Genomic DNA, 12,786 nt, shown 5'->3' with positions numbered 1-12,786 from the left:
GATCCCGCCCTGGCATCGCCGCTTACGCAGACCGTCCATGCCAGCGCGTGTCCAACCGCGCACTCCGTCGCCTACGGCGACTTCGTTTGCGGCTCCGACGTCGCCGACTGTAAGGTGTGGCCTTACTCCAGCCCCGTCGCGCTGATTTCGCACCCGTCGACACGCAGGTCGAAGCGGCAGACGCGCGGCGCGTCGCCGTCCGGCGCGGTGACGACGGAAAGTCGGACGACCTCGGTGCATTCTTCGTACTCGACGCGCATCGTGAAGGGGCTGCGCCCGCGGATCATGTTGAAGCAGCCGCCGTTTTCGCCGCCGCGCAGATAATACGTGCTGTCGAAATCCAGCATGATCTCGCCAAAGATTTCGTAATACGTCTGTTCGTCGTTCGCGAGCATGGCGTCGATATCGAGCACGCTCACGAGATCCTCGCACGAGCCGGGATCGAGGTCGAACTCGACGCCGATGAGATTCCGATCGACGACCGGGCAGGTCAGCGGGTCGCCGTCGTCGTCGTCGTCGCCGCCGTCGCCCTCGCAACCGGGCGCGGCGAAAAACGCGAGCGCGACAAAAAGCGCGGCGATCAAGACCGGGAAAAGAAACGTACGGGCGGGCGTCATGCGCAAATGATAACGCCGGTCGCCGCCGGGCGAAAGGCTGAAAGGTCGTCGCCGAAGCCCCTTCGAAAACGCGATGGACATTATGGACATTATGGACGTAATGGACATCCCTTCAGCTTTCAGCCTACCAGCCTTTTGTTTCCTCCGTGTCCTCCGTGTCTCCTCCGTGACCTCCGCGTACCGCCAAAAAAAATCGTCCTCCATGCAACCGGGACCTGTTTCGCGGGTTCATAACGGACAGAGCGCGAAACGAAACACAAGAAAATCGAGGAGGCAGCGATGAACCCTTATCGCATGCATGCGGCCGAGTCTCGCCATTTGTCGGCGCGCATCCGCAAACCCATGTTCGGGAATCTTTTTTTCGATATCGCGATCCGCGTTTTGCTGTTGATCGCGGTGATCGCCCTGATCGCCCTGGCGCTTCCGGGCGCGGCCCGCGCGGCCGATTTGCCCGGCGGCGCCGTGACGATTCCGTGGAACGACTTCCAGAAAATTCTCACGCAGCTTCAGCCGCAACCGACGCCCGATCCGGAACCGCCCGTCGAGTTCACCATCGGCCGCGGCACGCTTTCGGGCACGCTTGTCGACGACAGACTCGACGTGCGCGCGACGTATCCGCTCTCCGTGCCCAAAAAGGGCTGGGCGATGGTGCCGCTTGTCGCCGCGAGCGCGCCGGTGGTGGAGGTGCTGCTCGACGGCAAGCCCGCGAGCGTGCGCGACGACGGCGGCATGATCGCCCTTGTCGTCAAGGGGCCGAGCGAACATGAATTGAGCTTCCGCTTTCGCGCGACGGCGACGATGCGCCCCGGGCCGGGCGCCGTTTCTTTGCCGCTGCCGCGAGCGGCGGGGCAGGTGCTCAAGCTCGATGTCGGCGCGCGCGTCTCGGACGTGACCGCGGACGGCGCGACGGTCTCGCGCGAGGGCAAGGCGATCGTCGCCATACTGACGGGCGACCACCTCACCTTGCGCTACAACGTCGCGGTCGAGTCGGGCCAGGCGGTCGCCGCGCGCCCCGCGAAGATCGACGTCGAGACGCACACGCTCGTTTCCATCGACGAGGGCTTCGTGCGCGCGGTGGCGAACGTGGCGTACACGGTGCGTCACGCGCCGGTGACGCGCTTTTCGCTCGCGGTGCCTGACGGCTACGAGGTGGCGGACGCGACCGGAACGTCGCTGGCCGCGTGGCGCGTCGAGGAGGGCAAACTCGTCGTGGATGTCGGCTACGAGGTCACCGGCGACTACGCGCTGACGGTGGTGCTCGAACGCACGACCGAAGGCAAGGCGTTCGACTTTCCGCTGCCGGCGCTCGACGCGCTGGACGCCGAGCGCGAGCGCGGATTCGTCGCCGTGCAGGCGACCGGCGGCGTGCAGGTGGAGATCGCGAGCGAAGGCGATCTGACGCCGGTCGATCCGAAGGAGCTGCCCGACGCGCTGCGAGCCGGAGCGACCAATCCCATCGTGCTCGCGTTCAAGGCGATGAAGCAGCCGGCAAGCGCGACGCTCGCGGTGAAACGGCACGAGACGCATGCCGTGCTCGCCGCGGCGATCGATTCGGCCAACTACGTCGTGCAACTGACCGACGACGGCGACGCGGTGACGCAAGCCTCGTACATGGTTCGCAACAATCGCCAGCAATTTCTCGCGATCGAGCTGCCCGGCGGCAAGGCGACGACGTTGTGGAGCAGCTTCGTGGGCGGGCGGCCGGTGAAACCGAGCGTCGGCGAGGACGGCCGCATCCTTCTGCCGCTGGAAAAAAGCGGCTACGTCGGCCAGCAGCTTTCCACGTTCGAGGTCGAGGTCATCTACCACACGCGGCTGCCCGAAAACATCGGCTACGCGGGCACGCTCGATCTGGCGCTGCCGAAGGTCGATCTGCCGGTGTCGCAGTCGGCGCTGTCGGTCTTCGCGCCAGAGCGATTCCGTTACGCGCGTCTTTCCGGCTCGATGCGCGACGCGCACCGCGCCGTTCCCGCGACGGCGACCTTTGCCTTCCGTCCGGCGGAAGAGGCCGATGTCGTGGGCGACGAAGGATTCGCCATGAACCAGCCGATGGGGGCGGCCCAAAGCGCCCTCGGCGGCCGGATGGAGGCCAAGGACGAGGTGACGCGGCTGGACAAGCGTCAGATGGAGGCGGAGTACAACTTCCAGTCGCGCATTCGCGCCGCGCGAGAAGCCACAAGCGAACAGGGAGCGCTGCCGGCGAAGTTCGTCGTGCCGCGCGCGGGCGTGGCGCTGCGTTTTTCGGAGCTGCTGACGATCGGTCAGGCGCCAACGCTCACCCTCGGCTATGCAGCGATGTGGATGCGCGATCTGTTCGGCTATCTCGCGCTCGCGGCCGCTTTCCTGTTCGCGGTCAACGTCGTGCGTCTTTATAACGCGGGCCGGCGCGGGCGCGGTTTCGCGGGCGGCGGCCTGGCCGGCCTGATCGCGTTCGCGTCCGCGGGCGCGGCGCCGTTTGTCATCGCGGGGCTTTGCGCGGGCGCGTTTTTCGTGACGGGGCGTTATGTCGCCGCGCGCGTTCGCGTGATGCACGCCTTCCGCTCGGCCGCGCATGACGCGCCATCGAACGCCGAGGTTTCCGCGACGTAAGATTCACGAATCCGCGAGCGTCCCGGCGTCGTCCCGCTCCGAGCGGGGGGCGGCGCCAAACACAGAGGGCGGCGGGCGCAAGAGGCCCGCCGCCCGATTCCTTTCGGACGCGCGCCGATTTGCCGCCCGTTGCCGCAAGCCGCCGCGATATCGCGCGCGCCGCGCCGCGGCTATAATTTCGCGCGGTATTTTTGAATCATATCCGAAAGGCGGGGAATTGCAGGACCGGTCGCGTATTCCAGCCCGCGCGGAGCCTCGATCGTGACGCGGCGTCGTTTGCCGATCGGCGTTCGCGTGGCGTTCGCGTTTGTCGTGGTGTTCGCGGGCGCGGCCGTCGCCGCGCAGATTCAATACGCATTTTTCACGCATTGGCTCGACGGCGTTCTGGCGAACGCGCGCTCCGGCCGTTTTGCCGAAACCGAATCCCGCAAAATATTGTTCATGGGCGACTCGTTCACCGAGGGGCGTCACGCCGAATCGCACGTGGGTTACTGGGCGTATCTGCCGGATCGCGCGAAACGGACGGGATACGAAACGCCGGTCGAGACGGTGAACATCGCCGTCGCCGGATCGACGACGCTGTCGCAGATTCGCCAACTGGAGTCGTTTCTGGATGAGTCGAAGCAGACGCCGGACGACATCATGATCATCTCATCCGTAAACAATCCGGACTCCGTGGAATTTCATCGCGCGTATCTCGGATCGAATGCCGGCGCCGGCGCGCCGGCGTGGCTTCGCCTGGCGTACCGGCTGCCACGCGCTTGGATCTTTTCGATCAACATGCTCGGGCGCATTCCGATCTGGTCGAATCCCGAGCGCGCGGATTGTTTTTTCGGATGCCAGAATTTCGTGATCGAGGCGCTCGACATCTCGCGCACGGCCGAGCCGTATCTCGATTTCATCGTCGCCGAGACGGGGCGCCTGCTCGGCCGGATCGCGGACATCGCGCGAGCGCGGGGGATCCGCCTGCTCGCGGGGACGTATATCGGCGAAAATTCGGTCGATACCGCCGCGGCGGCGGAAGCGCTCGGGATTTCGTATCTGGTCCTCAACGATCCCGCGACGGTTCAGTGGTTTCGCGAACGGGGGTATTTTCTTGCCGACGGATGGCACCTGAACGACGCGGGACAAAAGCAGCTCGCGGCCATATTTCTGGACTGGCACCGGCGACTCGGCGCCCCCGGCGAGCCGGCGACGTTTGTCGCCCTACCGCCCTTTCTCGCGCCGTGATGCGAGGCGGACGATGATTTTGCGCGAGGTGCGTGTGCAGCGCCTCTTCTGGTTCCGCCTGCCCCGGCGACTGCTGGCGATGGTTTTCGGATTCGCGCTCGGCGTCGTGGCCGCGGAGATCGCGGTGCGCCTGTTCGCGCTCGACATCCGCGTCGCCGAGACGTTGATGTATTACCAGGACGTCGATAAGTCGGTTCACATGGCGGATCCCGATCCGCGTCTGTTTTTCCGCCTGAAACCGGGCGCCGTTTATGAACACGAGGTTCCGAAATACCGCGTGACGGTCAACCGCCACGGCGCGCGCGGAACGGAATACACGGCCGTCAAGCCGCCGGGCGTGTTTCGCATCGCGGCGCTCGGCGGATCGAACGTTTACGGCGCGCAGCTTGACGACAACGAAACCTGGCCCGCGCGGCTTGACCAACGCCTGAACGCGGACGAGCCCGGGCGCTTTGAGGTCTGGAATTTCGGCATCTCGGCGTACAACCAGGAGCAGATGGGCGTCCTCGGGCGCGAAGTGCTGGACCGCTTCGAGCCGGACCTCGTCATCTTCGCGCCGTCGAACGCCAACGGAAACGCGATGCTGCCGGGCACCGATCTGGGGCCGTATATCGAGCGCGATCCCGAGATCATGACGCGGCTGATTCGCGCCTTCGGCCGCATCGACGGATACCGGTATCCGACGCCCCGGCAGATGCGCCTGATGGAACGGATTCGCCTTTATCGCCTGGCGATTTTCGGTTTCACCCGCTTTCACGATCGCGGATGGGATGACGATCCGTTGCATCAGATCAACGGGGTGAAGGAGTACGACCGGCTCGTTCGGGCCGCGCGCGGCCGGGCGCGCCTGGTGTTGTTTTTCTGCCCCGCCGCGCACCGCCACCTTTTTACCGATTACCTCCACCACCCGGACATTCCTGTATACGATCTATCCGCCGACGACATGCCCGACGAATACCGTAACATCCACCCGCCGGACTACGTCATGGTGTGGTATGCCGAACACGTCGCGACGTGGTTGCGCGACCAGGGACTTCTTGCACCGTCGGAGGCGCCGTGACGATCGCCGATGCGCGCACCGTCGGACGCGGACGACGATGATGGGACGATCGCCGCGCGCCAAGCGGATCTTCGTCGCACGATTGCCGCGGCGCGCGTTGGCATTCGCCTTCGGTTGCGTCGCCGCGTTGTTGGTCGCCGAGATCGGCGTGCGCGCGCTCGCGATCGATATCGGCATGGCGGAGTTGCTGATGTTCTATCAGGACGTCGATTCCAAGGCGCACGTTCCCGATCCGGACCCGCGATTGTTTTTTCGCCTGAAACCGGGCGCCGTCATCGAGCGCGGCAACCCGCGCCGGCGCGTCACCATCAACCGGCACGGAGCGCGCGGAACCGAATACACCGACATCAAGCCGCCGGGCGTGTTTCGTATCGTCGCCGTGGGCGGCTCCAATGTGTACGGCGTCCGGCTTGACGATACCCAGACGTGGCCGGCGCGCCTCGAGGAGCGCCTCAACGCGGGCGAACCGGGGCGCTACGAAGTCTGGAATTTCGGCACGGCCGCGTATGGCTCGGAGTCGATGGCCGTCGTCGCGCACGAGGCGCTTGGGAAGTATTCGCCCGATCTCATCATTTTCGCGATGTCAAACGTGACCGGCCCGACGATGCTTCCCGGAACCCGGCTCGCGCCGTACGTGGAACGCGATCCGACCATCATGACGCGGCTTTTAAACGTGCTCGGCGAAATTCCCGGCGAGCGAAAGCCGACGCCCGCCACGCTTCGCGCCGCCGGCGCGGTGAGGATTTACCGACTCGCGCTTCTCACGCGCTTGCTGGTGGCCGGAAAGGGATGGGGCGTCGATCCCACGCACGAAGCGAACGGCGTTCGCGAGTACAAGCGGCTTCTGGAGGCCGCCCGGGATCGCGCGCGGGTGGTATTGTTTTTTTGCCCCGGGGCCGATCCGTTGCAATTTCGCCGATACCGATCGGCCGCCGACATTCCCGAATTCGTTCTGACAGCCGGCGGCAAGCCGGCGGAGTACCTCGATCTCCATCCGCCGGCGTACGTCATGACCTGGTATGCCGAACACCTTGCGGCGTGGTTGCGCGACAATGGGCATCTTGAACCGCTTCCCTGAGCCGGCACCCGGCGCGGACGCGAATGCGTCGTCGAGGCGGCGGGCTATCGCCGCCTTGAGCCTGACGATCGCCGCGCTCGTGGCGATGAACGCCTATGTCGTCGTGGACGAAGAGCTGAACGTTCGCGGTTTTCCGCATCTCTATCACGTTACCGCCTTGCAGAAGTATTTCGGGTTGACCGAGACGCAGTTGCGCGCGACGGACAACGATTTTGCCGTCGATACGATGGGCAACAACTGGCGATTCAGCCCGCTCTACGCGGCTTCGACCCTCGCCATGCGCATCGGCGGAACATCGATCGAGGCGATTCGCCTGTCGGGGCAGGTGTTTCTTGTCGGTATCTTCGTTTGCGCACTGGCGATCGGGCGCAAGCGGTTTGCGTTTTCGGATCGCCTCATCGTCGCGACGGCGGTCGCGGTGACGCCGTCGGTGCTTTCGATGTCGCGCGAGATCGAGGACCACAACCTGCACGTACTCGTGCTCGTGCTGGCCGCGATGAATCTGGATGACCGGGACAACCGGCGTTCGCGCGATCTTCCGCTACCGTTTTATTTTTTGCCGGCGATCGATGTGCTGGTCACGCACATGTTCACGAACGCCGTGGTCGCCATGATCAGCTTCGCGGCGATGTACGCGGCGTTTATCGTGCCGGCGGTCCGTTCGTCGCCGAAAAAGGTGCTCGCGCACGAGTCCTGGCGGGTGGCGCTTTCGGCGGTCGCGCTCGCGGCGGCGCTCGTCGTCCGGTTCGGCGCGCAGTCCCTTTACATCACGCTGATGTATTACGGCGAGGAGACGAACCAGGCCGTCGCCGCGCACCTACCGCGCCATCCGCTGGCCTATCCGCAGGCGCTGTTTTTCGGCGCCGTCGGGCTCGGCCTGACGCTCGCGGCCGTTCCCGCGCTGTGGAAGCGGTATCGATTCGAGGGTTTCTGGGTGTATGGCGCCTGGGCGCTGGCGCCGCTTGCCGTGCTTTCTCTGATGGCAAAAAAACACAACAACTACGTCTGGTACGCGGCGCCGGCCGTCGCGATCATCGCGGCGCGTGTGTCATGGCACTTGCCGCGGCGCATCAAGATCGCGATTCCGGCGCTTCTCCTCCTTTCGGCGGCCGGGCGGCACCTTTGCGACATCACGCCCGCGGAGGACTGGATCGACCGCCAAGTGTACTACCACGGAGTCTACGCCGATCTGACGGCGCGCCTCTACATCGAGCCCGATATCGTTGCCGCATACGCGCGCGAGATCGAACAGCTCGACCAGAGCTGCGATCGCCCCGGGCGCGCGATCTTGTTGTTCGGCAACGCCTCGGAAAACTTCGTTCTGGTGTTGAACTTCGTGATGCTGCGCGACGATCCGACGCGCGAGACGTTCGGGATCAGCCCGGAGGTCAGGCGCTATCCCCGCTCGCTCGCGGCCGTGGAACTTCTGCATCCCGTGCTTTCGGATGTGCCCGCGCGTTCGTACTTTCATTCCGACGACCAGGACCGCGTTCGCCGCGTGCTGCGCAAATCGCACGTGCCGGCGGACTTGGGGGCGGACTTGCGCTTGTGGTGCCCGAAAAGCCCCGGCATCGCCGCGGCGTTGCCATGATTCGCGCGTCGCTGCAAAGGCGCGTGGCCGCCGTGGTGCTACCGATCGTCGCGCTTATCGGGATCAACGTGTTCGTCACGCTGACCGACGGTCCGGGAGTTCGCGGGTTTCCCCACCCCAATCAGCTCACGGCGTTGCACAAATACATGGGGTTTACCGAGGAGGTGCTTCGCGCGTCCGACAATCAATTTTCCGTCGATACGCAAAACAACAACTGGCGATTCAGCGTCGCCTATGCCGCGTCGTCGGCGGTGGCGGCGATCGCCGGTCCCTCCGTTCGGACGATGCGTCTTTCGGGGCAAATCTTTCTGGTCGCGATCTACTTCGCCGCGCTGGCGATCGGGCGCAAGCGCCTTGCGCTTTTGGACCGGGTGATCGTCGCGACCGCGGTCGCGTCAACACCCGTCGTCATGTCCATGTCGCGCGTGATCGAGGGGCATAACGTCCACGCGCTCATTCTCCTGCTCGCGGCGGGGTGGCTTGACCGCGGCGACGAGCCTAACGCGCGGCGGCCGGCGTGGCCGCTCTACTTTCTGCCCGCGGTCGACGCGCTTATGGCCCATACCTTCACGAATTTCGTTATCGCCATGATGAGCTTCGCGGCCATCTACCTGGTGTATCTCGTGCAAATCGCGCGGATCGCGCCGTCGCTTGCGCTTCGCCGCGAAGCGCCGTGGATCGCCGCGGGAGCTGTCGCGGCGGTGACGGCGATCGTCGTGCGCTTTGGCGTGGACCGGCTTGCGATCATGATTCCGTATTACGGCATCGAAATGGATCTGCCGCCCGAAACGGGAACGTCGACATCGTTTTTTCTTTATCCGGAAGAGTTGTTCTTCGTCGCGCTCGGCGTGGGGCTGACCCTGGCCGCCCTGCCGGCCGCAAGCAAGCGCTTTCGCTTCGGGGGATTCTGGATGTACGTCGCGTGGGCGCTCGTGCCGCTCGTGGCGCTCGGATTCGTTTCGAAAAAGCAGAATTATTATATCTGGTACGCCGCGCCGGCGTTGGCGATCATCGCCGGCCGCGTGCTTGGGCGCCTGCCCGGTGCCTTTCGGGCCCTGGCGCCGATGCTTCTGATCCTGTTGGCGGTGGCGCGGCAGATCGGTGACATCTCGCCCTTGGCCGACTTCGTCGAGCGCGATAAATTCCTGTTCAAAATCTATCATAACCCGGACGGTCGCTCGCACCTGGCGACCGGCGAGGTCAGCCGGCTCGCGGAGGCGATCAACGGACAGGCGAAGGCGTGCGGGATTCCGGTCCGGGATCTGCTCGTTTTCGGCGACATTCCCGAAACGTCACTCGCGACGCTGCGATTCCGGCTTCAGGTGCTGCATCCGGACACCCTGCTTTGGGGCATTCGGGCGTCGAAAATGGGATATCCCGACAGGCTTGTCGCGGCGGAGATCCACAATCCGGACGCGGTCGCGGCGGCAAACCTGTCCGTCGACGATCAGGCCGGGCGAACGCAGGTGCTCGAACGCCTGTCGCAAACGCACGAAAAACGCCGGTCCGGCACGATGATTTCGGTATGGTGCGCGCGCGGGACGGATGCCGCGCCGCCGGGTACGCCCCACGCCGCGATTTTTCGTTCGCCGCGCGCCGAAGGTGATGTATAATCCGCACGATTGCCGGGGAGGGTATTTGTAATGAATGAGCCGCGAGACTTTTTCTCGCAGTCGCTCGTGTATCGCCGGTTGCACATCACCGCCATCGATCCGTGCGCGCACGAACCGGATGCGCTGGCGGGCGTAATCGACGGCGCGGTGGCCGGCGGCACGGACGCATTTCTTGTCGGCGGCTCCGACGACGTGAATGGCCCGCTTGTCGGCCGCTGCGTCGAGATCGTCAAAAAAAGCCTCAACGGCGCGGGCGAACGCACGCCGGTGTTCCTGTTTCCCTCCAGTGCCGCGACCGCGACCGTCTCCGGAGCGGACGGCGTGCTTTTCCTTTCGCTGTTCAACAGCCGCGACGTGCGTTTCGTGGTGCGCGAGCAGGCGCGGGCCGCGAGCTTCCTCGCGGCGCATCGGGTGCCGGCAGTCGGCTGCGCGATGATCCTTGTCGAACCCGGCGGCACCGCGGGACGCGTCGGCCAGGCGGAGCTCCTCGATCCCACGGACGTCGAGGGCGCCGCATCCTTTGCGCTCGCCGCGCGCGCGTTCGGATTTCCTCTCGTGTACCTGAACGCCGGATCGGGCTCGCCCGCGCCGGTGCGTCCGGCGATGATCGAATACGTCTCCGCGCGCGCGGGCGGCCCGCTCATCGTCGGCGGCGGGCTGCGCGACGCGGAAAAGGTCGCGACGGCGGTGCGCGCCGGCGCGGACATCGTCATCACCGGCACGGCGATCGAGTCGTGCGACAACGTCGCCGGAATCGTCGCCGAACTCGCGGGCGCGGTGCACGCGGCGCCGCCTCGGGGCGCGGCATGAAGATCACCCTCGTCGCGCCCGCGTCGAGCGTCTCGCGCCGGCGGCCGGGACACGGCCCGCGCGGCACGTCGTATTTCCACTACTACAAACTCGGCCTCGCGACGATCGCCGCGGCCACGCCCGCGCCCTTCGAGATCGAGACGATCGACGAGGTGCTCGACGTATGGGATCCGAAAACGCACCGCACCGGCGCGGTGGCGATCAGCGCGCTGACGGCGCTGGCGCCGCGCGCGTACGAGCTTGCCGGTATCTTCCGCCAACGCGGCATCCCGGTGATTCTCGGCGGACTGCACCCGACCGCGTGCCCCGACGAGGCGGCCGCGCATGCCGATGCGATCGTCATCGGCTGGGGCGAGGCGGTGTGGGAAGCGCTGTGCCTGGATCTTGAGGCGGGCACGCTGAAATCGAAATACGACGGCACCGCGCGAACGCGAAAAATCAGCGTGCCGGCCGCGCGGCGCGACATCTTCACGAACCGCCACTATCCGCAGCTCGACATGATCCAGTTCACGCGCGGGTGCGTTTACAAGTGCCACTATTGCTCGGTGCACGCCTTCGCGGGCGGAAGGTTCCTGCAACGCGATATCGACGAGGTGCGCGCGGAATTTCCGAACCTGCGCCGCTGGCATCTCATGGTCGCCGACGACGATATCTATGGCGACCGCGACTACGCGCTCAAGGCGTTTCGCGCGCTCGCGCCGCTGAAAAAATACACCGGCATCCAGACGACGATGGACATGGCGTTTGACGACGAGGTGATGGATGCCGCGCGCGACGCGAAGGTGCGCGCGGTGTTCGTCGGCCTGGAGACCGTGTCGATGGCCGCGCTTGCCGAATCGAACAAACGGCACAACATCGTCGCGCAATACGCCGACGCGATGCGGCGCTTTCACGATCGCGGCATGTTCGTCGAGGTCGGGCTGATGTTCGGCTTCGACGACGACGGGCCCGACGTGTTCGACGAAACGCTCGCGATGATGGACGAGATCGGCGCGGATGTGGCGCAAATCGGCATCGTCACGCCCATGCCCGGCACGCCGCTCTACGCGAGGCTGATCGAGGAGGGGCGCATTTTCGACTTCGACTGGTCGCACTACGACTGCAACCACGTCGTCTTCCGCCCCGCGAGGATGAGCGTGGACGAGCTTTACGCCGGCGCGGCGCACTGCCGCGAAAAATTTTATCGCCGCCGCGAGATCGCACGCCGATCGCTTGCGGGATGGAAGCGATTCGATCTCGTCACCTGGGGAACGCAGACCGCGCTCAACCTCGGCTTCCGCAAGAATCACCGGCTCGGCCTGGATTATCCGCCATGAAGGGCGCCGTCGGGCGCTTCGTGTTTCGTCATCGCGTGGAGGCCGCGTGCGTCGTCGCGGCGGCAGGGTTTTCGGCCTATCTGTTCGACAACCGGCAGGCGATTGACCTCGCCGCCGCGTGGCTTGGCGCGCCGGTCGCCGCCGTGCGTCAGGTGAACTACCTTGCGCTTGCCGCGATGAACGCGGGCGCATCGTTTCTTCGCGTGTGGGCGGGCGGCACGCTCGGCGCCGCGCGGATGATGGCGTTCGACGTGCGAACCGATCGCCTCATTGTCGCGGGGCCATACGCGCATCTGCGCAATCCGATCTACGCCGCGGACATCGTCTCGCTCGGCACGATGGCTCTTGTCGTCCCTCCGGCGGGCGCCATCGCGATGCTGGCGCTGCTTGCGTTCATCTACCCGGTGTTGATGCGCCACGAGGAGGCCGCGCTACTCGCGGCACGCGGCGACGCGTACGCGCGTTTTCGCGACGCGGTGCCGCGCCTTGTCTGCCGGCCCCGCGCTTACGAGGGCGCGATCGCACTTGGCGTCAATTGGCGCGAGGGCGTACTGAACAATTTCCTGTATCTGCCGCTGGTGCCCGGATTTCTCGTGTGCGCCGTGACGGGCGTGCTCGGATACGGCGTGCTTATCGGCGCGGCCGGACCGGTCGGTTGGGTGATTCTGCATTTCGCGCGAAACGCGCGCGCGGCGAAAGCCGTGGAGGAATGAAGGCGATGAACCCCCGTACCCGTTCCGTGCCGGTCGCGGTTCCGGAATAAGGGCGAGAGCGCACGCCCGATGCGATTGAAGATCGAAGAATGAAGATTGAAGAATTTCCGTCCATGCGGACGATCGACGTGGCCGTTGTCGGCGGCGGACCGGCGGGCGCGATCGCGGC

At 65.5% G+C, this 12,786-nt stretch carries 10 protein-coding genes; 9 read left to right on the top strand and 1 reads right to left on the bottom strand.

The window, feature by feature from the left end; translation table 11 throughout:
• Positions 1-122 precede the first annotated feature (122 nt).
• Positions 123-617, bottom strand: coding sequence for a hypothetical protein (locus tag K8I61_05780; protein MBZ0271524.1), 495 nt, complete (start codon positions 615-617; stop codon positions 123-125).
• Between the two features lie 279 nt (positions 618-896).
• Between K8I61_05780 and K8I61_05775 the strand changes: the two genes are divergently transcribed.
• From K8I61_05775 to K8I61_05735, 9 genes are all read left to right on the top strand, one after another.
• Positions 897-3,206, top strand: coding sequence for a hypothetical protein (locus K8I61_05775; protein ID MBZ0271523.1), 2,310 nt, complete (start codon positions 897-899; stop codon positions 3,204-3,206).
• Positions 3,207-3,467: 261 nt separating this feature from the next.
• Positions 3,468-4,436 carry an SGNH/GDSL hydrolase family protein gene (locus K8I61_05770; GenBank protein MBZ0271522.1) on the top strand — a complete coding sequence of 323 codons (969 nt, stop codon included), beginning with the start codon at positions 3,468-3,470 and terminating at the stop codon, positions 4,434-4,436.
• 13 nt (positions 4,437-4,449) lie between these two features.
• Positions 4,450-5,496, top strand: a complete 1,047-nt coding sequence (locus K8I61_05765; GenBank protein MBZ0271521.1) for an SGNH/GDSL hydrolase family protein — start codon at positions 4,450-4,452, stop codon at positions 5,494-5,496.
• Positions 5,497-5,533: 37 nt separating this feature from the next.
• Positions 5,534-6,574, top strand: a complete 1,041-nt coding sequence (locus K8I61_05760) for an SGNH/GDSL hydrolase family protein (GenBank protein ID MBZ0271520.1) — start codon at positions 5,534-5,536, stop codon at positions 6,572-6,574.
• A 55-nt stretch (positions 6,575-6,629) separates the two neighbouring features.
• The gene (locus K8I61_05755) at positions 6,630-8,165 is read left to right on the top strand and encodes a hypothetical protein (protein MBZ0271519.1); all 1,536 of its coding nucleotides are present in this window, start codon (positions 6,630-6,632) and stop codon (positions 8,163-8,165) included.
• The gene (locus K8I61_05750) at positions 8,162-9,778 is read left to right on the top strand and encodes a hypothetical protein (protein MBZ0271518.1); all 1,617 of its coding nucleotides are present in this window, start codon (positions 8,162-8,164) and stop codon (positions 9,776-9,778) included. The genes K8I61_05755 and K8I61_05750 overlap by 4 nt, the downstream gene beginning before the upstream one ends.
• Positions 9,779-9,808: 30 nt before the next feature.
• On the top strand, positions 9,809-10,588 hold the full coding sequence (locus K8I61_05745) for a phosphoglycerol geranylgeranyltransferase (GenBank protein ID MBZ0271517.1): 780 nt from the start codon (positions 9,809-9,811) through the stop codon (positions 10,586-10,588).
• Positions 10,585-11,904 (top strand): B12-binding domain-containing radical SAM protein, encoded by a 1,320-nt coding sequence (locus K8I61_05740; protein ID MBZ0271516.1) that lies wholly within the window; start codon positions 10,585-10,587, stop codon positions 11,902-11,904. The genes K8I61_05745 and K8I61_05740 overlap by 4 nt, the downstream gene beginning before the upstream one ends.
• A complete protein-coding gene (locus tag K8I61_05735) occupies positions 11,901-12,617 on the top strand; it encodes a hypothetical protein (GenBank protein MBZ0271515.1) in 717 nt (238 codons plus the stop codon). The genes K8I61_05740 and K8I61_05735 overlap by 4 nt, the downstream gene beginning before the upstream one ends.
• Positions 12,618-12,786: the final 169 nt, after the last annotated feature.

The sequence above is a fragment of the bacterium genome (genome assembly GCA_019912885.1).
Taxonomy (GTDB): domain Bacteria; phylum Lernaellota; class Lernaellaia; order JACKCT01; family JACKCT01; genus JAIOHV01.
Note: the sequence above shows the minus strand (reverse complement) of the source record. Positions and strands in the feature narration are given on the sequence as shown.